The following is a 23,603-nucleotide window of genomic DNA, read 5'->3' on the forward strand; positions in this document are numbered from 1 at the left end:
TTTAGATAAATACTAATTTAAAAAAATGCTAGGTAAGTCATTCCTAATTAACTTACCTAGCATTCTTAAATTATATTACCGATTATTCAACCTCAGCTAATTGAGGTTCTTCATTTGGTTCTTCTTCTGGAGCCTTTGCTACAAAATAAACTCCTCCAATAACCATTATACTGCATACAATTGTTTTTAAATCTATTGCACGTCCATTAATAAATACATCAAAAACAATTGACCAAACAACATATGTTATATTTAATCCCATGGCTCTTGTTGCTCCAATTTTATAAATTGCATTATAGTAAAATAAATATGATATTGTTCCTGATAATGCAGTTGCTCCAATCCACCAAATTACGCTTGTCCTTAGAATTTCAAAGCTAAGTCCTATGCCACCAACAATTGGAATTATCAACACTCCATATACAACTGCTGATGTTAATTGTCTTATTTGAAGTGCAAATTCTGAAGATACCTCATCATCTTTCATACCATATGCACAAATAACACATTCACTTCCCCATCCAAATACACATAGGAAAGCACATAAAAAGCCTACAATACTAGTTCCAGAATCTCCTGCTGTATATCCTATTATTGATACTCCTATAATTGCAAATATTAATCCAATCCAAGCTTTCTTATTCATTTTTTCTTTTAATATAAAGTATGCTAAAATTGCTCCAACTGCTGGATATAATGATGAAATTATAGCTGTATAAGATGGTCCAATAAGCTTAACAGCTATTAAATATCCAGTCATACCAACTGGTCCCCCCATAAGAGCTGCTAAAACAACAAATAATGCACTTTTTGTCTTCATTGCTTTAAATAAATTACCTAATTGTCTCTTAAAAGCAAGAAATATAAATGTCCATAATGCTGAAAAAGTATCATGAAAAAATGCTGTAATAAATGGTGCTAAAAATACTGCACCTTCCGGTAAAAATGGACTCATTGAAAGTATTATTGCCATTAAAACTGTATCTAATCCCCAAGTAATAGCAGAAGTTATACCACTTGCCACACCAACTTTATAATTACCTTTATTAATCTCCATAAAAAGTCCCCCTTAAATATAACAAATTCAATCCAAAATGTTCAAGTTCATTTTGTGAACAATTTTATATTAACATTGTTCATTGTTCATAGCAATACGTTCAGGTAAAATTATTTTTCAAATAAAAAAATAGTATAGAACACTATTTATAATTTTAGTATTCCATACTATATGTTTTTATTATTATATGTTTAATGTAATTATTTTTTTAATTTAACCTTTAGAAGTACCTTATTTAGCATTTCAAAAAAAACTTCATCTTTGGAAATTAAAAGTATAAATAAATAAACTAATCCACATACTCCAACTTCAATTATACAAGCTATAAGTATATTATCTATTAGATATTTTATTCCAAATGTTATTGGTATAAATATTAAGGAATAATAGAAATACTTAATATTTTCATATGAAAATATTTTTATATCCAACTGTATGACCTTTTTAACCATTCTATATTCAAGAATTAAAATGATAATATTTGCTATAAGCGTGGTTGCTATAGCTGTTACCATATTAAATGTACCAGTTATAGTTAATGTTATATTAAATAATAAATTAATAACACCACCTATTAATACTAATATTGCGTCTTCTTTTTCTTTTCCGTGAAGATATATTATTTGATTGGCTATTACACTTTCAATTCCTATCACAAGCATATGTATTGCAAATATAAACATGACTGGAACTGCACCCAAGAAATCTTTTCCTCCAAAAATATATATTGCTTCCTTAGAAAGACAAAACAATCCTATGGACGCTGGAAACAAAACTATAAAATATATTCTTATTACTTTTTTTAATAATAGCAAATATTCATTTCTTGATTCTTTTCCTAAGTAATTAGAAAGCCTAGGCATAGTAACTTGAACCAATGTTAGTAATAATGTACTTATTATGCTTGCTACCCTTTGAGCCATGTAATAATAACCAACGGCAGTGGTTCCTCCTGGACTATCCTTTAACATTATCTTATCCAGCTGTGTATATAATACGCCTGTGCTAGTAAGTATTACAACATAAAACATTGGCTTTATATGCTTTAAAAATTCTAAATTAGAAAAATCAAATTTCACTCTTCTCTTAACATATATAAAACTTATTATGTTATTTATAAAATTAAATCCTACAACCAAATACAAATAAAATAAAAAATCATTCTTTTCTCTGACAAATAGTAAAATTAATGCTGAATATATAACTCTGACTACCATAGTCTTAATAGCAATAAAATCATAACTTTCTTGTGCTTCATTAACCCATTCAACGTAAAACATATTGAAAACCAAGTTTAATCCTAAAACCATACATGTATAAAAATAAGGTTGATCTTTGTAATAAAAATATACAAATATCATGTAGGCAATGGATGCAATAGTGTTTGTAGCAATAGTAAAAATAAATAAACTTGTAAATGTTTGACTTAACTTAGTTTTATCATCACGGACCTTACTTATTTCTCGTAAACCGTATTGATAAATACCAAAACTAGCAAATATCAAAAAGTATGCTGTCAAGGAGTCTCCATACCCCATATACCCATATAATTCATCCCCAAAGGATCTACTTACTAATGGTATTACCAATATAGGTAAAATTATATTAAATAAGTTCAACATTGCTTTAAAAATTGCATTTTTTGAAATTGATTTAGCCATTTTTTCTAGCCTCCATAAAATATAGGCACATAAAAATTTCTATATCCTATATTTCTTTCTTTTTTCACTTTTTCAATTGTACATTCTAGTATATTTATTGTCAATTTACTTTACAAATTTATATATTTTATTGAAAATCATGGACTTTTTTATCATTTTTGGTTATAATTAAACTAACAAATGTTAGTTTAATGTAAAAATTATATTATTGCTGTATTTTGATATATTTTTAAAACACTAAATATTATTTTTATTTTTAGTGTTTTATAAAACTCTCATTCATTGTAATTTTAAAGTGATATTCCTAAAATATAAAATTCATCTATTTAATTCACAAATATCATTAATACGAATAATTAAAATGCAGCTAATAATATTTAATAAGGAGTATTTATGAATACTAAAGAAAAGATTCTTTATGAAGCCTTAAATCTATTTTCAGTCAAGGGCTTTAATGCTATTTCTGTCAGAGATATTGCTAAAGCCGTTGGAATAAAAGCAAGTTCCCTCTATAATCATTTCAAAAATAAGCAAGATATTTTTGATACTATAGTTGGAGTATATTCAGAATATATAAGTAAATTTTTATCAAATATGTTACTAGTAGAAACTGATGAAAGTGACATTATGCTAGATAAAATTAAATGGGCAGATGATCAATTTTTTATTAAGAGCTTAGATACATTTAAATTTTGCCTTCAAGATGAATATATAGTTAAATTCAGAAAATTACTTACAATTGAACAGTTTAATAATTCTAAAATTGCAAATTTATATTGTAAGTTATTTATTAATGATGTACTTAATTTTCAGTCCAAAATATTCGAAGGTCTTATGACTTCTAATATCTTAATAAGAAAAGATCCATATATTCTCGCTCTTCAATTCTATTCTCCAGTGTTTCTATTATTTTATAAACAAGATTCTATAACAGATAATGACATTAGTTCATTAAAGAAACATATAACTGAATTTAAAGATATGTATACATTGAAAGGATGATATTTGTGAATGTTTCTGTTATTTACGGAACTACTAAAAAAGCTTGCACATATAATTGTGTTCAATTATTATTAAATAATTTAAAACTTACCACTCCAATAACTGTAAAAGAATTTTTTTTAGAAAAAAAAATTTCTAGTAACTCTGATATATTTTTTTCATGCTATGTAAACGGTGACTTTATATACCTTAAATCTAATTCTATAGATTATCTTACAGCTTCTGTTGATAAATCAGATTTAATTATTCTTGCTTCTCCAGTCATTCAATGTGATATTACTGCTGAACTTAAATCACTTTTAAATTATTTATTTTATAAACCTGATGAATATAATAGAAAAACTTTCATGAATGCTAAAATCGGTTTAGTAATGTCTACTGCAGCTGGAGCGGGTTTACCTCATACTGTTAATAATTTAAAGAAAAATTTATTTTTTTTGGGTATAAATAATATATTTAGATTTGGCGAGACTATTTATGAAATGAATTGGGAAGATATAGACTTGAAAACGAAACTTAGAATAAACAAAAGAATTTTTAAGCTTTCAAATAAAATATTGAACAAATACGCAACATTCCACTCTGCCAATGGAACTGTTTTAAATAAAATAATTCCCTATGTATTTAAACCAAATTTTAAAAATCGACATACTAATGTAATCCCTATTAACTTAAAAAAGAATAGAGAATACGCTCATATCACAAGAAAAATACACTAATACATATTTAATTCTTGATCTATTACATATCTTATTAATTAAACATAAAACCAGTATTATTATAATTTTTTATCCATAAAGAAATGGTATTTTTAATGTATAAATCATTAAAAATACCATTTATATTTTTATAAGCTATATATGAAGTTTCTTTTTAAGATATTCTAAATCTGCAATTGAGTCAATTTCAAATATATCATTAGATTCTATTTTCTCAATATAAACTTCCATATTACAAAGATTATCAACCGCTATATTATCCCAATAAATATCCATAGCATTATTTACTTCAACTGCTTCCTGAACTTTTTTGCATATTAATCTTGCATCTTTTGCAGTCCAAAAAGATGCTCCTGACATTATAAAACTAGGTTTATCTCCATCTTTTCCAATATCAACACCGAAAATTTTTCCCGACTCATTGTACTTTAAAATCCATTCGCCCACTATGTTTTCCTTACAGGCCGAATAGTATACTGATGTTTCTGGCTTAGCTTTTGGCAAGAAATTTCTCGTTATGTAATTGTCAGCATCAATTACAAATGCATCTTCAAGATATTCTCTAACTAAATACATTGTATAAATATTATTGTAAATATCATATTTATCATTAATTACTTTAATTAATTTATATTTTTCAACCAAGTCATCAAATTTTTCATGTAAATAACCTGTTAAAACAATAATCTCATTAATTCCTATTTCTTTTAAATTAATTATTTGCCTTTCAAGTAGAGACATTCCATTTACTTCTATTAAAGATTTTGGAGTATTTTCAGTAAGTGGTCTTAATCTTGTGCCCATACCTGCTGCCATTAAAATTGCTCTCATATCACACCTCGTTAATTCAGTTAACAGTTTAGAGCTTACAGTTATAATGAACATTCTTCATAATTTCTTCTCATTTACTGCATACTATTAGATATTAAAAATTTCCATTCTAATTCAAAATTAAATAAATATATTTTCTAAAATTTCGAAAGGATTTTATCCTATACTGTTAAATTTTAACTGATAACTGTTTTAAGTATTCCTTAGCTCTATTATATCTATCTATTCCATAAGTACCGAAATCATCACCTTCTGCCTCTTTAATTAGTGTCCAAACTGACCATAAAGTATCTTGGCATATTTGATGTATTAATAATCTTCTTCTTGCATATTTATCAACTTCTTTTCCTCTAAAATATAGTCTAAACATTAATTCTATATCATCTTCTGAAAATTCATTTTCTAGTGATAATGCTGCTAAATCCCACATATCATCATTGATTCCACTGTATTCCCAATCTATTAAATAAATTCTTCCTTCAATATCTTTAACAAAATTTTCAGAAACTAAATCATTATGTGAAGGTACAAACACCCTATTACATGCCTTTAGTTCATCTTCTAGAGCCATTACTTTTTCTCTTACTTCTTCGTAATCATCAAAAAAGCTTCCTCTGTCTTCTTTTAAAATACCTTCATATTTTTCAAGTTCTCTAAACGCATTAAATTCATTATCCATATGAAAATCTGTTGATTCATGCAAATTTCTTAATATGTCAGTAACTTGCTTTAAATTTTCTTCCTTCTTTATACTTCTATGGGTTAATGTTTCTGCATTTTCTATAAATTTAGATATTTTAACTCCTGTTTCAAGATTAAAATATGGAACTTCTACATTATACCCTTTTTCTGATGCAATTGCAGAATTAAACATTTCTGTTCTTCTATTAATCATTTGCTCTGTACCAGTTCCTGCTACTCTTAGTATATATCTGTTTCCTTTAACACAAATTCTATAATTTTTATTTGTCATTCCACCAGCTGCTTCTACTTCTGTGATATCTTCTTCTTTAACTTTTAGTGATTCGCAGACAATATTTTTTATACTATTTATTTCATAGCTAAGCTCTCTACGCCTTATAGTTGGATACAAATAATTTTTAATTTTTTCATATTCCTTGTTACTATCTGCATCTCCCCACGCAAGATCATCTATTTTTACAAATCCTATATTGTAATTTCTAGCCACATCTAAAAGTACATATTCATAATTTAAATAAGGATTAACATTTCCCTTGAATTCTTCTAACATCATTGTATATAATTTATAAGAAATTTTTGTAAGCCCTATCATTTCTCCGTCAATTCTATTAAATTGATGAATATCCTTTGACATTTTAAACAAGTGGTTGTCCCTTATTTCAACAAAAGCTTCATCTCCCGAACCACTTTCATTTGTAAATAGTATACAATCACGATTTGGACTTTCTGCTAATTCTTTAATAGCTCTTTTTTCAAAAATCAAATCATTTTCTATTAATAAAAAGTCATCATCAATATAATCCCTAGCTAAAGACAATGAATGCATGGTTCCTGTCCATTTGTATGTATCACTCTTTACTAATATTATATTTTTGCTGTTTTTGAAACACTCTTCATAATACTTGCTTTCATATCCAGTTACAATGACTATTTTAGTAATACCATTTTCTTTTAATATGTTTAAAGTTCTATCTATTAACTTAAAATCTTCAATTTCAAGCATTCCTACTGGTCTATCAAACTCTTCTGTTCTACCTGCTGCTAATATTACTGCCTGCTTTACAATTTTCTTTTCTTCTTCATGAAGTTTTAATCTTGTACTTTTAGCTGAAGTTATATTTTCCTCTAAAAACTTCATGCCCTTTTCAGTCACCTTATATAATGTCCCTCTGTTGTTAGTAATTCTATCTATAAACCCATCCATTGTAAACTCTTTTAAGACAGCATTGACCTTACCTAACGACATATTTGTCCTTTTTGATAATTCCCTTTGATTAATATTAAAATTATCATTTAGCGCTTTCAAAAGTTCTAATTTATCCTCTAACATAGTATCCTCCATTCTTCGAAGAAATATATTTTCTATTATTTCAACTAAATCCCAGTTTCTGTTCGAAATATGAACTACATTTATTATATTACCTATATTTATTCATGTCAATTATGAATTTCCAATTTCTAAATCTTAATATATATTTTGATATATAACTAATAAAGATTAATAATGCATATAGATACATGCATTATCAATCTTTATTTAAAACTATATAAAATTATCTAATAATACTATTTTATTGAGTGACTTTATGATTAGTACATAACTCCATCAGTAGCAAATCTATATACACCATCATCAATAAACATGCTTTGATTAGTCACCATTTCTCCTTCTGGTGTAAAATAGTACCAATGTCCATTTAATTGTAACCAGCCTTTTTGCATAACTCCATTTAGGCCTAGGTAATACCATTTATTATTTTGATTCATCCAACCTGTTTTTATTGCTCCTGTGTTTGGATCTAAATAATATGTCTTTCCACCAACTTCTTTTCTCCAGCCTTTTGCCTTATATCCTTTTGAATCTAAGTAATATGTTACTCCTTTGGTAGTTATCCATCTATCTTTTACTTGTCTACCTTTTTTATCAAAGTAAACTTCTTTTCCATCTATAGAACCCCACTCTTCATATTTGCTTAAATCTACCCAAGTATTATCAATTTCATCGTAAAAAATATCTTCTTTATTATCATCTTGATTATTGTCTATAGGCGAATCTGTTCTATAAATTTCAAAATTATAAGTCTTACTTGCACTTCCATCTTCTGATGTTACTGTTATAGTCATATCAGTTTTTTGAGATCCCCTAAGATCTATTTTCACTGGACTACCTGCATAATTTGTTCCATTTACAGTAACCCTAGAACCAGCCTGTTCAGGAACTGGTGAAACCATAAGCTTATTTATAGCTTGATCCACACGTATTTTATTTACATCTTTTTGTGGATCAAAGGTAAAGTTTCCATTGTCGGTTACTACATCTTTTAATAATGCACTAGCACCTCTTGTATCATTTGTAATTGATACATTGTAAGTTTTAGTTGTAACGCCATCCTCTGCTGTAACAACTATCTTAATACTAGTTGTTCCCTTAGCATTAAGCGGAAATTCAAATGGTTCTCCTGAAGTCAACCCATATTCATCACGAGTTTCAGCAATTGAAGCTGTAATATCTTTAACATTACTATTTGTTGCTGTTACAGTTATAGCTGATGATGTATCTATTTTAGGAACTTTAATAGTATAGTTACTTTTTTCTTTTGAAAAACCACTACTTCCATCTGTTGATTTTATAGTTCCATTGCTTGCTTTTATGTTGCTTAAGGTAGCATCATTAGATTTTTCAGCCGTTGGGTCTTCTTTATCTGGATTCTTAGCTATATAAAATGTATATTTTTCTCCCAATGGATATGTTTTAGTTTTGGTATCATCAACGGTATCTGATTCTGTTCCATCTGGATTTTTTTTGTAATAAAGTTGATCATAGTAAGCTTGTACTACTATTTTTTTATATTTTTCTATATCAACATTAACCAATGGCTTTTTATCAGTTGAATCAGTAAGCTCAGTTAGCAGATCACTTTGAGTACTAGTACCTCCCCAAATTTTTATATACTCTCTTCTTGTTGTACCATCTTTATATTTGGTATTTGGTTCAGCAAGATTAATTGTAACATCATTAGTTGTATTATCTTTAAAATTTAAATTGTAAGTACGTCTGCTTGGACTAAATTGTATTTTTTCTGAAATATCAGTTCTTCCTGGTTGAGTTAAGTATGCATAACCATCCTCAACACCATTTCCATCATTATCACCAACAACAAAATTTACTGCACTTTCGTTTGTACCATCTATAAATTTTACGTCTAATTTATAAATTACTAATGCCGAAGTTCCTTCTTTTATATTACCATCTTTACCTTCATAAACTTCAAGCCATAATTGATTTGCAGCTCCTTTATTAAAATCAACATATGGATTTGTCTGACCATTTACAATTCTACCTGTCTCAATTTTTCCAGAATCATAATGATTTGTCAGCTTAAATGCAATATTTGATTGAGCTCCCAATTCAGGTATCATAGAAATCATTTGAGCTCTTTTATCTATATATATTTCTCCTATATAATTAGGTATTCCACTTGAAGTATCTACCTTGAATTTTTTGCCGATATATACTTGCACGCTATCATCAGCTTCATAGTATAACTTTTTTATCCCTGCATTTCTTAATGTATAGTCTTTATCTGCATTGATAGTATTATATTTTAATTGTATAGCATATGACTTACTAACATATTCCCCATTATTATCCAACTTAACCACAATTAAATCTGATGTTCCTAAGTCTGTTAAGAAACCACTTATAGCTCCGTTATCTATAGTAACATCTGCTTTTGTTCCGTTTTTATACACTTCAGTTTTATTATTTATTGGTACTACATTCGGATTAAATTGCATTATATATTGTAAAGTTAAAACAGCATCTGATACATCAAAATTATATCTAAGAGGACAATTAGGATCTGCTATTCCTTTTTGTGAATATAAAAATGGAGGGACATTACTAGTAATGTCTTTATCAATATTATTTTTGTCACCAATATATGAATTAAAAGTCATAGGACTTATTTTTTCTTGAACAAATTTATTAGCATGTTGTATAACAATGGTATCTGATCTAGAGCTACTTGGATAATACTCACTACTTTGGTCTACAAATTTAGATATCTTTGCATTTGGATCTGTAGACGTCGGATCTTTTTGCCCTTCATTAACTGTCATCCTTTCTCTTATTCTATATTCAAGTATATTGACACCAAAAGGTAATCCAGTTATTTTTATACCAATTCTTTTATTACCACTTTTATCTGTAATTACTTCGGTTCCTTTATCAAGTTTAACTCCAATTGCATCTAACTTAATATTGTTCCTATTTAAAACTTCTGTTTCCAATCTGTTAGCCTCATCTGGATCAGTTACACTGTCTAAATTAGGCATTGCCTCCAATTCAATTCCATCTATTTTAGTTATCATAATTTCTTGCTCTATTACTCCATTTTGGCCAATTGGTATGTCTGTAACAGTTTTAGTTTTAATTTTATAATCAACAGATAGTGTAAAGTCATTATATCTCTCGTCTGTAGCATATTCACCATTAATAACTTTAATACCACTTCCGCCAGCCTGAGCTGGTGTTCCACTTACTTGTATTTGTGTAGTTATCGCTTTGGCAGGTTGTCCGTTTGATCCAAACTGCACTGGTAAAAATGACATTACACTTGCAAATACTATAGATAATGCCATAAACCTCTTCCCCATTTTCTTCATTTATTGTCACCCTCCTAAATTGTTTATTTAAATTAAACATCATTCATTTGAATATTTTAATAATTCTTCATTATATTATGTATTAAGTCAAATTACACTACATTATTTATATCGAACCACTTATTCCTATCTTTAATAAATTTGCACCATTCTTTTTAAGATACTTATATTTTATATTATACACATTTTTTTAATATAAAAGAAAAAACCTCCTATAATATAATACAATTTGCATATACTATAGAAGGTACTTTTATTTCATTTTGTATTTAAGATTTTCCCTTAAATGACTTTTTGCACTTAGGACATGTAATTGTTATATTTCCCTGTCCTCTTGGCACTCTTAACCATTGTTTGCAATCAGGGCAAGAAAAATACCTATGAGTTCTATAATCCTTTGCTACAATCATTTTTTGCCTAAACCTTTTTATTACATAACTTTCTAATCTTAGGTACTTATAATTTTCTCTTTGTCTTTTAAATATATTTTTCGAAAATATTCTATATATACATATAATTGTCGGAACATATGCTATAACTGATAAAATTGATAATGATTTTGGTAGAAGGCCCACTATTAGCAATAAAAATAGTGACAAAAATAATAATGCCCTTGATAGATTATCTCCTCCATATCTGCCTTCCATGATTTTTTTCAACCAATTCATTTTCCCCACCCCATTTCCTGCAAATTGAAATCTAATATTGTCTGTAATTATATATTATTAATATACCATTATTTTAAAATATAATCTAATACTAGGAAAGTATCAATGTATATAATTTAAATATTGTATTAATTTTTTATAAATTCTAATTATAAAGTATTAACCCTTTATAATTAATTTGTACACTTATAAAAAAGGTGACTATGCCACAATTCAGAACTTTTCATCTATGAAAAAATAAGCTACTCCTCAACCTAGAACTTCTCACCTATGAAAATGTTGGCATGCTCAAATACGGAACTTTTCTGAAATTATAAGCTTAAACTCAGTTAATAAGTAAGAATTAAGAGCCAATAGTTTATTAAAAAAGCGTATCAACTTGATACGCCTCTTTAATATTAATTTATATTATTGATGTTATTGCATTTGAAATTGCATCTGCTTCTAAATCTTGATAATATGAAGCTGCTAATTTTTGAGCATCGTCAGGATTTGTTATGAATCCACATTCAATTAACACTGCTGGCATACTTGTATTTCTACAAACAAATAAATTACCATCCTTAGCTCCTCTATTTATTGCTCCAGTATTATTTGCCATAGATGCTGAAATGGCTGATGCTAAGTTCATGCTTGTTGACAGTCTTGAATCACTATAACCACTGCCAAAAGCTTCATCTTGTGATTTTGAACTATAATAAACTTCAATTCCACTAGCTGCTGGAGATGCTGAATTATGATGTATACTTACAAATAAATCAGCCCTTGCATTATTAGCAATATTTACTCTCTTAGTAAGACTTTCTGTTACTTCTACAGTTTCTCTATCTGCTTGATTTCTCGTCATAATAACCTTATAACCTTGTGCTTCAAGTTTTCCTTTTAACTTAGCTGCAACCTGCATATTTAAATCTCTTTCTGCATATGTTGTTCCATTGCTAGTTGCATAAGCTCCATCATCTCCACCAAAATTATGTCCTGGATCTATTACAATCACCTTAGTTTGTGCTCCTGGTATTTTGTTTCCTCTTTTACCTTCTGAGTCTATTTTCCATCCATTAATAATAGTATCCTTGACCATAATTCCTGTAGCTGGGTCTAAGTAATAAGTATTATTTCCAGATTGAGCCCATCCTGTCATTCTAGCTCCAGAATTATTTAAGTAATACGAATCATTTCCAAGCTTAATCCATCCTGTGGCCATTATTCCATTTGAATATAAATAATATGATTTTCCGCCATCCTTAACCCAACCTGTCATCATTTCTCCACTTGAATTAAAGTAATACCATTGACCACTTATTTGAAACCAATTGATTCTCATAGCACCACTTATATCAAAGAAATACTTTTTATTATCAATAAGCTTTAAACCAGTTACCATAGTTCCATCTCCTTGAAGATAGTACCATTTTCCGCTATCCTTTAACCAACCAGTTTGCATTGCTCCACCTGAATTAAGATAATACCAATTACTTCCTAACTTAATCCAATCTTTAGCCATAACTCCATTACTATAAAGGTAATACCAGTCTTTATCTGGCTTAATCCATCCTGTAGCCATGCTTCCATCTGACTTATAATAATACCAATTTCCACCTTGATTTTTCCATCCAATTGATGATGAAATATTGGTACTGTTATTAACTGAACTCTTTATAGGTTCTGTTGCTTGTAAACCTGCTGGCATATTTGTCTCATTTGAATTTGTTGTAGTTTTACTTGTTTCTGTTTTTGATGTTTTATTTGTTTCATTACTTGATGTTGTATCTGTTTTGCCAGTACTTGAACTAGTCTTATTTTCACCTGAATTCGTTGTTGAATTTTTATTTGTATTTTCAACAGTTGTGCTATCTGTTTTAGATGAAATTCCAGCTGATGCCATTAAATCATCATAAAGTTTGTTTACTTCTTCACCATATGTAAGGCTTGGCGCCCATTTTCCACCTAATGCATTTACAGTTACCGCTTTTCCTTTAACAGTTACAAAATGCCTTGGATCATATGTGCTACTTCTTGGATATCCATCTGCACCTGCATAAAGTGCTAAATGATCCAAATGAGCTTGTACACCTTCATCCCAAGAATTAAATCTTTGATGGGCATTAGGATCCGTATCTCCTCCACCAACAACTGTTTTCATTCCACAAGGATTTTTGTAACTATCATTTAAAACTCCACCAAATTTACCATAACCAGTTTCCTTTGCTGCTTGTACATATGCAATAGCTGGATTAACATTTCCATGGGTTGGTGCATACTTCCAATACAACTGCGCAAGTCCAACAAAATTATCAGTTGCGCCTTTAGATTTCGCCCATTTTTCAGCTTGTTTTACTGTAACTTCAGTATTAGATATTATTTTGTTGTCCACTGTAGCTGCTTGGGCAATTGCTCCAGGTAATAGTAATAAAACCATTGTAAAAGCAAAAAGAAATCTGGTCCATTTCTTAATAATCTTCAAAACAGCCTCCTCCGTTCTGTTAGTTTTACTTCATTTAAAGCTTCTTTTAAACAATAAATATTAGTATAAATTTTCTGTCTCATTATATAATACAAACCTTTCCTTTATTTTAGGTACTTTAATACGACAAAAAAAATCGTATTCCTACCAAGAAATATATACTTAGTTTACCATAAAACTTATTTCCTCGGAAATAAATAGCAATAAAAAACATAAAGTCTTATAATATTGCAATTCATAGGTTTATACTGTTTTATGAAATTCACCTTTAAGAAAAACGCCAAAAGAAAGAGTCCAAATTTCCATTTGGACTCTCCAATCATCTAGCATATCCTTTATACATTAGCTGCAATAACCTCTGCTATAGCTTCAGCTACCTTTTGCTGGCTAGCTGGATCAGAACATCTAATTGCTTCTTCTTTGTTTGTTATAAATCCTGTTTCCACTAATACTGCAGGCATATTTACATTTCTACATACAAGTAATTCTTGATCTCTGTCATGTCTATTATATACATTGATTTTATTTGCAATATTATCAGCTATAAGAGCTGCCATCTTTCTGCTCTTTTCAAGTTTTGCACTATCATTTCTTCCACCAAAGCTAGCCTCTTGAGGCTTACTAGTATAAAGAACTGTTACTCCATGAGCTGATGCTGAATCAGCAGAATCATGATGGATACTTATAAAGAAATCAGCATTAGAATTATTAGCTATAGTTGCCCTTTTATCAAGACTTGCCCTTTCAGCTAACGTTTCTCTGTCACCTTCATTTCTAGTCATCACTACATTATAACCTCTTTTTTCAAGTTCAGACTTTAATTTTGATGCAACCTGCATATTTAATACTGTTTCACTATATGTTACTCCATCAATTTTAGATACTGCACCACCATCTCCACCATAATTATGTCCTGGATCAACTACAATAGTCTTCTTACCATTTGAATTTCCATTATTACTATTATTAGTATTGTTACTATTGTTACTATTGTTACTATTGTTAAAAGGATTATCTATTGTATTGTTCTTAGTTCCATTATCGTTATTATTTTGACTTGATGAATCTTTCCTTTTTCCATCAGAACCAATTTTATAACCTTCAATTGTAGTACTAGTAACCAGTCTTCCTAAAGATGGATCTAAATAATAGTAATCACTACCAGATGTAATCCAGCCAGTTGTCATAGCTCCGCTTTCCTTTAAATTATACCAATCGCCATTAACTTGAATCCAACCTTTAGCCATAGCTCCAGTATCATATAAATAATAACGGCTTCCCCCATCTGTAATCCATCCCGTTGCCATACTTCCATCAGTATTAAAGTAATACCAATGATTATTTTGCTCTGTCCATCCTGTTGTCATAGCTCCACTATTGTTAAACAAATATGTCTTGCCATTTATTTTCTTAATGCCAGTTACCATGCTACCATCACCTTGAAGATAGTATGACTTATTATCTTCATTGAACCAGCCTGTTTTTATTTTTCCACCTTTTTCAGAGTAATACCATTTGTCATTTAATTGAAACCAACCTTCTTTTTCTGACATAACTCCTGAATCTTTCAAATAGTATAATGCTAAGCCATCATATTGAATTCCAGTTGTCATAACTCCTGATGGATCAAAGAAATACCAATTATCATTTATTTTCTTCCATCCTTTAGTTAAAGCACCTGAAGAATCAAGATAGTACTTCTTCCCTTGATCACTTTTCCAACCTGTAATCATCTTACCTTCGTCATCCAAGCAATACCAATTCCCATCTGGATTTATCCATCCAATTGCCTTTGTATTATCGGACTTATAATAATAGTAAGTTCCATTTTCCTTTTTCCATCCAATATTGGATGTTATATTTATACTATTATCACTAGGTTTATTCACATTTTGCATTTGATTTTCTGGAATAACTTCTGATGCATTTAATGCTTCTGGTTTATTTTCAACTTTTCCTGGATTAGGGACTGAATTTGATGTTTCATTATTATCCCTATCATTAGAATCTTTTTGATCCTTTTCGTATTTTACTCCAGCAGAATCCATTAAATCTTGATAAAGTTTGCTTACTTCCTGACCGTATGTAGGACTTGGGGCCCAGTATGTCCCTAATGAACTTACTGTAGGTGCAACTCCTTTTCTAGTCGCATAATGCCTTGGATCATAAGTATCCTCAGCATCTTTTGGATATCCCTTGGCTCCTGCATATAGTGCTAAGTGATCCAAATGTGCTTGTACACCTTGATCCCATGTTTTAAATTTTTGGTGGGCATTTGGATCTGTATCTCCTCCACCAGCCGCTATCTTTAATCCACATGGATTCTTATAGCTTTCATCTATAACTCCGCCAAATCTTCCAAATCCAGTTTCCTTGGCTGCTTGTACATAAGCAATGGCTGGATTAACATCACCATGTTCAGGTGCATATTCGTAATAAAGATCTGCCAGTCCAATAAAGGTTTCAGTCGCTCCTTTAGATTTTGCCCATTTTTTTGCATCCTTTACAGTAACTTCTGTATCCGATATTATTTTAAAGTCTGTTGTCGCTGCTTTTACATTTAATGTTGGAAATAAACACAATAACATTCCAAAAGTTAAAGCAAAGGTAATTATTTTATTTTTTATATTCAAAACAGTCTGCCACCTCCTAATTTAAATTCTAACAAAAAAAGCTAATGCATTAAAGGCAATTTTGAAAATTTATGGTTATTTTAATCATATATTCACAATTATTTTTCTAACAAGTCAATTATTCCTCTTAGAGTATGACTTACATGCCCCTCGTTTCTCTCTGTCTATGAATCTTTAAATCTTTCCATAATTTCAATAAACTTCGTTTCAATTTTTATAAATACATCTACAATGTCTGGATCAAAATGGGTTCCTCTTCCTTCTAGGATTATATTTTTAGCATCATTATGGGTAAATGCGCCCTTATAAACTCTTCTACTCGTAAGAGCATCATAGACATCACTAAGTGCCATAAGTCTCCCTGATATTGGGATCTCTTTATTAGACATTCCATAAGGATATCCCGAGCCATCCCATTTTTCGTGGTGAGTTAATGCAATTTCTTTAGCTAATGATAAAAAAGATTCTTCTCCTAACTCTTTTATCCCAACCATTAATGATTCCCCACCATAAATTGTATGTTTTTTCATTTCTTCAAATTCTTCAGCTGTCAGTTTTCCAGGCTTAAGCAAAATGCTATCCTTCACTCCTACCTTTCCAATATCATGTAATGGTGCTGATTTATACAATAGATCAATATATTCATTAGTGAGTATATCCTCATATTCTCCATTTTTCTGCAGTTCTAATGCTAATTCTTTAATATACTCTTGAGTTCTCCTTATATGCTGCCCTGTCTCAGGGTCCCTTGTTTCAGCTAAAGCAGCTAGGCAGTATATTGTAGCAGAATTTGTTCTTTCAATAAGATTAGTTCTTTCTTTTACCTTTTCCTCCAAAATACTATTTTGGTTTTCTAATACTATACGTGCCTCTTCAAGTCTAAGCTGTGTCATAACTCTAGCCTTAACTTCAACAATTTCAAAAGGTTTAGTAATGTAGTCAACAGCTCCTAAAGAAAATCCCTTAGTTTTCGAATCGCTATCCGTTATTGCAGACAATAAAATAACTGGAATCTGATTTAAAATTGAATTTTCCTTTAGTCTTTTTAAAACTTCATATCCATCCATCTCTGGCATCATAATATCTAAGAGTATTAAATCTGGCTTTTGTTCTTCAATTAATTCAAGGGCTTCACTTCCATTAATAGCAACAATTAATTCATATTCATCTTGAAGTGCATCAACCAAAATATCGATGTTTACTTCTGTATCTTCTACTATCATTACTGTTTTTTGTTTCTCCATTCTTTCACTCCTTTATAATATTTATTAATTCTTCAACAAGAGCTTTAGCTTCTTTAAATCTATATCTATCTACAAGTTTTTTTATTTCGCTAATTTTTGTCATAAGACTTGTGTCTTTAGTATTATCTACTAAATACTTCATATTCTCCTTTATTTCTTTGGCACGAGCTTTCTGTAAATCTTCAGATAATTTAGTAAGCACTTTATAAATATCTAAGCTTGGATTTAAGTTTAATTGGTTTTTATCTGGATCTTTCTCTAATACAATCTCTTTAATTTTATTTAAAAGTTCTTCATTTAAATCAAAAAGTATTTTCAGATTTTCATTTAAGTCTTCATCATCATAAGATTCATATTTCTTTTCAAATTGGATAATAAATTTATTAAGCTTAATAGCTCCTATATTTCCTGTAACCCCTTTAAGACTATGAATAAATCTTTTCATATCATCATACTTACTATCTATCCTCATCTTAGAAAATTCGTTTTCTAAATTATTATAATTATCATAATATTTCTTTAATAGCTCATAATATAAATCTTCTTTGCTTCCCAATCGATTTAAAGTCTTATTAAATTCCAAAATTTCTATTTCTTCATTAACAATTTTCTTTGAAGGCTTTCCGGTCTCTATTGCATTATTGTCACCTAACCATTTAGCTAAAGTTTCAAATAAAATCTCTGGATCAATTGGTTTTGAGATATAATCGTTCATACCGGCTTCAATACTTTTTTCTCTATCACCATTAAGTGCATTTGCAGTCATTGCAATTATAGGAAGTTCTGAGCTTAAATATGTCTTTCTAAGAATTTGTGTAGCTTTGTATCCATCCATTATTGGCATTTGGACATCCATAAGAACTGCATCAAATTTATTAGCATACACATGCTTGATTGCTTCCTCACCGTTATTAGCAATACTTACTTGAATACCAGCCTGCTCTAAAATATCCTTTGCAACTAATTGATTAATATCATTATCTTCTACTAGAAGTATTTGTTTATCTTTTAGTAAATCTTTAAACTTTATATTATTTTCTTCAATAACTTCCCTATTGCTTTCCCTAAGTCCTGTTCCTTTTAAAGCACCCATAACTGCATCAAACATTAATGATTGATTAATAGGCTTAATTAGGAAGCTTTTAACTCCCAATTGATTTGCTTGATTATAATAACTTTCACGTCCAATCGCACTTATAAATATTGTTTTAGGTACTCTAATTTCAGTATTAACTACTAATCTCTTATATAAATCGATTCCTGATAGCTCTGGTAAATTGAAATCAATAAATAGTAAATCAAAGTTATCTTCTTCTAATAATTGAATAGCCTCAAACGGATCTCTAATTGCTGTTACATCAAGTGAAAATGAACGCAGCATACGTTCAAGTATCATCAATGAAGTTTTATTATGATCTATTACCAATACTTTTTTCCCATGTAAATCAGGATAATTTTCATAACTTGGTTGTATTATATTTGAAACTTTATCAAACTCAATAGTAAATTGGAAATCGGAACCTTCTCCATATTCACTTTCTACCCATACTTCTCCATTCATCAACTCTACTAATTGCTTTGTAATTATCAATCCAAGACCTGTCCCTCCATACTTTCTGGTCATAGAATTATCTGCCTGTGTGAAAGCTGAAAATAGTTTTTCTATTTGTTCTTTTGTTAATCCTATTCCTGTATCTTTAACGCTAAAGTGGAGTTTAACCTTGTCTTCCTTTTCTTCATATAGTCGAACTTTAACATTAACTTCTCCCTGATTAGTAAATTTAATTGCATTTGTAGTTAGATTAGTTATGATTTGCTCTAACCTAAGCGGATCTCCTTTTAATGATTCAGGAACCCTTTCTTCTATATCAAAATTAATATCAATCCCTTTATTAATTGCTGATGGTGTATATAAAGTAGATATATTCTCAAATATCTTATCTAAACTAAATTTAATATTTTCTATTTCCATCTTCCCAGCTTCTATCTTTGAAAAGTCTAAAATATCATTGATTATTCTCAGTAATATCTTTGAGGACCCTTCTATTTTTGAAATATAGTTTTTCTGAGATTCATTCAAGTCAGATTGGCTTATTAAGTGTGTTAATCCAATAATTGCATTCATTGGTGTTCTAATTTCATGGCTCATATTTGCAAGGAATTGACTTTTTGCTAAGCTTGCTTCTTCTGCCTCTTCCTTAGCATCTTTAAGTTCCACCTCACTTTTTTTTATTTCAGTTATATTTTGTAACACACCTATAAATCTTGTAATTTTTCCTGACCCATCTTCACTTATAGTTTGTCCGCTAAAAGAAAGCCAAGTATCAGGAGATTTCTTTAATCTAAATTCTGTATAGAAATCTTCTCCTGTTATTGGTAATTCATCTATACTAAAATGTTTTCCATTTAATAAATCTTCTTCATATATATAATCTTCAAATTTACCATCACAAATAATCCAATGGCGTTCTTCTTTAACACATTCAAAATACTCAGGTGCATTTATTAATTTAATGAAAACTCTATTAACTACAAATACATTATTAATAAAATCTACATCATATACACCAATATGTGAAGCTTCCATAGCAATTCTAAATCTATCTTCTGAAATAGCTAACTTATTTGTAGCTTCACTTAGTTCTTTAGTTCTATCTTGTACACGGCACTCCAATTGATCGTTTAAAACAATCAAATGCTCCTGAGCCTTTTTACGCTCTTTAATTTCATTATTAAGTACCTGTAAATTATTACGAATATTGTTAGACAACTTATCTATAGTGTTTGCAAGTATTCCTATTTCATCTTTACTTTCTTTAAGATTATTGGGAATCTGAATAAAATTCATTCCATCAGATTCCTCTATAATTTTTACCATTCGAGTCAATGGCTTTGTAACAAAATTTGTCATCTTATTTGCAGCTATGAAAATAAAAAATGAAATAATGCCAGCACCACATAAAAAAGCAAGTAACAAGAATTTCATTGCATTTGTAAAATCTCCATGTTCCTCTATAAATGTAACTAAGTACAAATTTTCAGTATTAGGTATTTTACCGTAAACTAAATTTTTAGTATCATCACTTGAATTTATTGATCCTATTTCTGTAATCGGATTATTATTGATATCTTCTTTGAACTCTTCAATATCAAATTCAGGTAGTTTATCTTTATTAGGATTTACTATTATGTTACCCAAAGAATCAAAAATCCATATTTTATTGGATTTTCCAATCTTGGTTTTGTCCAATGATGCAGCCACTTTTTTTACACTTGTATTAATACTTAGTATTCCTTGTACATTCCCATGATTATCTATGATTTTTATTCCCATAAAAACTATATATTCATCTAGTTTTTCATCAAAAGTTGCCTGAGATTGAAAAGTTTCACTATTTCCTTCTAATAATGTTTTTTCATAATCCTTTCGTATTCTAATACTATGTTTGTTATTTTCATATTCCTCACCAGTTATTGCTTTGTACTTAATGGACATTATTACATCTCCATGCTTAAGCATTTGATTATCAATTTCTTTCTTTATAGTAGAAATATCACCGTTTTTAAATGGCTCTGTACTGCTAAGCAATTCTAGTAATTTACTTTGATCATCAAACTGATCACCTAAATATTGTATTTGACTACTAATAACATGATCTCCCATACCACCAATAATTGGCTTCATTGTAACATTAATTTGAAAGTATGAAAAAATACCTAGTAAAATTAAAATTACAAACATAAGCAAGGCGTAAGTCGCTCTAAGTTTATGTTTATATGATTTATTAATAAACTTCAATTTAGACAAAAAATCACTCCTAATCTATATGTATTACAACTATATGCAATCAAATAATAAACATCCTATTAATATAATTTATTATAAAAACGGAAACAACCTATATATCATAAATTGCTCCGATGATGTTTTAATCTATACTATTTTCCCTATTATGATTATATATATAAATTGTACCATTTAAAACTACACTATTTAATTTTTATAGAAATCTTTTATACTTTCAAATTGATTATCCATTTAAATACAATAAACGCCTATCATTTTTTAATATTTTATTTATTGGAGCTTCTAGATATATTAATTTAACATCCTTTTTACACATTTATCTAATAAGGATAATATTCATAATGTATTATAAATAATATACTTCTTAATTTAAAAGGATGGTGTAAAAATGGAAACTAAAAAACAAATAGATTGTGTCTATAATTTCAATTTTTACCTGAGATTTATAAAAGATTTTAAATTAATAAAGAAGCCAACTCTTTTTAAATTCTTATTAATTTTACTTCTATTCATTTCATGTTTTTCAATTGTAAGTGATTTTTCAAAAACTTTAGCTATTTCTGCCAATAAAGCTGAATTACTTTCAAATTTTAAATTAGATGTGAATATGCTTAGTGAAACAGCCCTGATTATTGAAAATAAAAGAAAATTAAATAATGATTATCAAATTAACAAATTTGGTTCTGATGGCATTTTAGTAAGTTCAAGTGAAATCAAACCAAGCTTAACTAGTGCATTAATCAGCATAGCTGATACAAATAATGATAAGAAACTATCCGCCGAAGAATTTTCTGTACTTAGACCTATGAGATTAAATTCAAATATTTATAAAGAACAACTTAAAACCTTTGGATTCAATTTGCACTCTTTAGATTGCAATTTAAATAACTATATTGTTATAACTGACGGGAAATATGCCGGTACAATTCTTTATAATGGGCCTTTCAAATTTGTTGACAATAAAAACAAGCAGTACTTAGGAATAGAGTTATCTGTTTAAAAGTTTTGGAGCTATCGAAAAAAGAAAAACTAATAATATATTTTATTAGACATTTTTCAATTCTAAAAAGATACATTATAGCATTTCTCAATCCGACAGCTCCGTTTTGAGTACAAGGCGATTAATCACCCTTATTAAAGTTATTTATCCTCATTTATACTTCTTATGGTAAAATTCCCCAAGGGTCAGTCCCCCAGCTAAATATATAACGACTTTGGATACCCTTCCCTATACTTCCCTCTGGTTTGCAATCCACCAACTCCTTTAATTCCTGTTATAGTATTCTCAATAACATCAGTTATTGAAACCACCTTATCAATCCTTGTATAAGCAATCTTCTCACATACAAAAACAGGATCCAAGCAGTGTATTAATACTCGATTAGGGCTGGAGGCAAAATTAGCACCTACATCTAATATCATTTCATAACAACTTTGGCATGCCCCCGCAAATATTACAAGTTCATCATAGCTTGAATTATAATTTCTCAAGTTTTTTACAGATTCTAAATAGTATCTGGAGTTTCTATAATTATCTAAGTTTAAATAATCCTTTGTATCCCTAAGAACACTATCATGGCCTGTCAAAACAACTATATCAGGTTTTATTTCTTTTACTAAATCTACTATTAAGTCTGGTTGATCTTTTTCTGGTATTGCTCTGCCAACTGCATCTATTGATAATTGTTTATATACCTTCAAACATGTTTCCATGTATTCACTATCTCCATCTACATGAAGCACTTTTCCTGGCCTCCCAAATACCAATTCATTTTTTGCTTTCACTCTTGGTAATTTTTCAGCTCTACTCCTAAGGTCAGGCCTTAAAATCATAGCTTTTTTTATAGCTTCACTTACCCTTGTATTCAAAATCTTATCCTGAGAACCAGCATTTTCTTCAGCAATATCCAGATCCTCCATATAAGCATCTGCTATTATTCTTATATTAATTCCCTTTAAAATAATATTTTCTTTACCATCCTTCTCTTTAATATCTATTACTTTAAAAGTAATGTCTTTATTATATGATTTTCTTACTACTATATCTCCAACTTTCATTACAATTCCTACCTATATATTATTTACAAACTATAATATGCAGAAATACTTAAAATTTCTAATTGATTGGTAATAATCAAATAAACTA

Annotated in this window: 14 protein-coding genes; 3 read left to right on the forward strand and 11 right to left on the reverse strand. The window is 29.1% G+C overall.

The window, feature by feature from the left end; genetic code table 11:
* Positions 1-82: 82 nt before the first annotated feature.
* Together GXK56_RS16790 and GXK56_RS16795 are read right to left on the reverse strand one after the other, a co-directional pair.
* Positions 83-1,057 carry a DMT family transporter gene (locus tag GXK56_RS16790; RefSeq protein ID WP_160689481.1) on the reverse strand — a complete coding sequence of 325 codons (975 nt, stop codon included), beginning with the start codon at positions 1,055-1,057 and terminating at the stop codon, positions 83-85.
* Positions 1,058-1,257: 200 nt separating this feature from the next.
* Entirely contained in the window at positions 1,258-2,718 is a 1,461-nt protein-coding gene (locus GXK56_RS16795) for an oligosaccharide flippase family protein (protein WP_160689483.1), read from the reverse strand.
* Between the two features lie 393 nt (positions 2,719-3,111).
* Here GXK56_RS16795 and GXK56_RS16800 point away from each other — a divergent pair, with 393 nt between their 5' ends.
* Both GXK56_RS16800 and GXK56_RS16805 read left to right on the forward strand, forming a co-directional pair.
* Positions 3,112-3,720, forward strand: a complete 609-nt coding sequence (locus GXK56_RS16800) for a TetR/AcrR family transcriptional regulator (RefSeq protein WP_160689485.1) — start codon at positions 3,112-3,114, stop codon at positions 3,718-3,720.
* A 5-nt stretch (positions 3,721-3,725) separates the two neighbouring features.
* A complete protein-coding gene (locus GXK56_RS16805; protein ID WP_160689487.1) occupies positions 3,726-4,439 on the forward strand; it encodes an NAD(P)H-dependent oxidoreductase in 714 nt (237 codons plus the stop codon).
* A gap of 135 nt (positions 4,440-4,574) precedes the next feature.
* Here GXK56_RS16805 and GXK56_RS16810 read toward each other — a convergent pair whose 3' ends face one another.
* The 8 genes from GXK56_RS16810 to GXK56_RS16845 all read right to left on the reverse strand — a co-directional run bounded on the left by GXK56_RS16810 (position 4,575) and on the right by GXK56_RS16845 (position 21,457).
* Complete coding sequence (locus GXK56_RS16810; protein ID WP_160689489.1) at positions 4,575-5,270, reverse strand: sugar phosphate nucleotidyltransferase; 696 nt, start codon at positions 5,268-5,270, stop codon at positions 4,575-4,577.
* A gap of 169 nt (positions 5,271-5,439) precedes the next feature.
* The gene (locus GXK56_RS16815) at positions 5,440-7,302 is read right to left on the reverse strand and encodes a phosphotransferase (RefSeq protein ID WP_160689491.1); all 1,863 of its coding nucleotides are present in this window, start codon (positions 7,300-7,302) and stop codon (positions 5,440-5,442) included.
* Between the two features lie 260 nt (positions 7,303-7,562).
* Positions 7,563-10,640 (reverse strand): cadherin-like beta sandwich domain-containing protein, encoded by a 3,078-nt coding sequence (locus tag GXK56_RS16820; RefSeq protein WP_160689493.1) that lies wholly within the window; start codon positions 10,638-10,640, stop codon positions 7,563-7,565.
* Between the two features lie 269 nt (positions 10,641-10,909).
* The gene (locus tag GXK56_RS16825) at positions 10,910-11,308 is read right to left on the reverse strand and encodes a hypothetical protein (protein WP_160689495.1); all 399 of its coding nucleotides are present in this window, start codon (positions 11,306-11,308) and stop codon (positions 10,910-10,912) included.
* A gap of 403 nt (positions 11,309-11,711) precedes the next feature.
* A complete protein-coding gene (locus GXK56_RS16830; protein WP_202127902.1) occupies positions 11,712-13,727 on the reverse strand; it encodes an N-acetylmuramoyl-L-alanine amidase in 2,016 nt (671 codons plus the stop codon).
* A gap of 380 nt (positions 13,728-14,107) precedes the next feature.
* On the reverse strand, positions 14,108-16,405 hold the full coding sequence (locus tag GXK56_RS16835; protein WP_160689499.1) for an N-acetylmuramoyl-L-alanine amidase: 2,298 nt from the start codon (positions 16,403-16,405) through the stop codon (positions 14,108-14,110).
* 164 nt (positions 16,406-16,569) lie between these two features.
* The gene (locus GXK56_RS16840; RefSeq protein WP_160689501.1) at positions 16,570-17,649 is read right to left on the reverse strand and encodes an HD domain-containing phosphohydrolase; all 1,080 of its coding nucleotides are present in this window, start codon (positions 17,647-17,649) and stop codon (positions 16,570-16,572) included.
* 4 nt (positions 17,650-17,653) lie between these two features.
* Complete coding sequence (locus GXK56_RS16845; protein ID WP_243156156.1) at positions 17,654-21,457, reverse strand: response regulator; 3,804 nt, start codon at positions 21,455-21,457, stop codon at positions 17,654-17,656.
* 388 nt (positions 21,458-21,845) lie between these two features.
* Here GXK56_RS16845 and GXK56_RS16850 point away from each other — a divergent pair, with 388 nt between their 5' ends.
* A complete protein-coding gene (locus GXK56_RS16850; protein ID WP_160689503.1) occupies positions 21,846-22,457 on the forward strand; it encodes a hypothetical protein in 612 nt (203 codons plus the stop codon).
* 197 nt (positions 22,458-22,654) lie between these two features.
* Here the strand turns inward: GXK56_RS16850 and yabG are convergent, their stop codons facing one another.
* A complete protein-coding gene (yabG, locus tag GXK56_RS16855) occupies positions 22,655-23,515 on the reverse strand; it encodes a sporulation peptidase YabG (protein ID WP_160689505.1) in 861 nt (286 codons plus the stop codon).
* Positions 23,516-23,603: the final 88 nt, after the last annotated feature.

It is taken from the genome of Clostridium sp. C2-6-12 (assembly GCF_009928485.1).
Classification (GTDB): domain Bacteria; phylum Bacillota; class Clostridia; order Clostridiales; family Clostridiaceae; genus Clostridium.

Excerpts from the sequence above, each read along its gene's own strand:
- GXK56_RS16815 (WP_160689491.1), bottom strand. The coding sequence starts at position 7,302 with ATGTTAGAGGATAAATTAGAACTTTTGAAAGCGCTAAATGATAATTTT.
- GXK56_RS16790 (WP_160689481.1), bottom strand. The coding sequence starts at position 1,057 with ATGGAGATTAATAAAGGTAATTATAAAGTTGGTGTGGCAAGTGGTATA.
- GXK56_RS16830 (WP_202127902.1), bottom strand. The coding sequence starts at position 13,727 with ATGGTTTTATTACTATTACCTGGAGCAATTGCCCAAGCAGCTACAGTG.
- GXK56_RS16810 (WP_160689489.1), bottom strand. The coding sequence starts at position 5,270 with ATGAGAGCAATTTTAATGGCAGCAGGTATGGGCACAAGATTAAGACCA.
- yabG (WP_160689505.1), bottom strand. The coding sequence starts at position 23,515 with ATGAAAGTTGGAGATATAGTAGTAAGAAAATCATATAATAAAGACATT.
- GXK56_RS16840 (WP_160689501.1), bottom strand. The coding sequence starts at position 17,649 with ATGGAGAAACAAAAAACAGTAATGATAGTAGAAGATACAGAAGTAAAC.
- GXK56_RS16800 (WP_160689485.1), top strand. The coding sequence starts at position 3,112 with ATGAATACTAAAGAAAAGATTCTTTATGAAGCCTTAAATCTATTTTCA.
- GXK56_RS16795 (WP_160689483.1), bottom strand. The coding sequence starts at position 2,718 with ATGGCTAAATCAATTTCAAAAAATGCAATTTTTAAAGCAATGTTGAAC.
- GXK56_RS16825 (WP_160689495.1), bottom strand. The coding sequence starts at position 11,308 with ATGAATTGGTTGAAAAAAATCATGGAAGGCAGATATGGAGGAGATAAT.
- GXK56_RS16850 (WP_160689503.1), top strand. The coding sequence starts at position 21,846 with ATGGAAACTAAAAAACAAATAGATTGTGTCTATAATTTCAATTTTTAC.
- GXK56_RS16820 (WP_160689493.1), bottom strand. The coding sequence starts at position 10,640 with ATGAAGAAAATGGGGAAGAGGTTTATGGCATTATCTATAGTATTTGCA.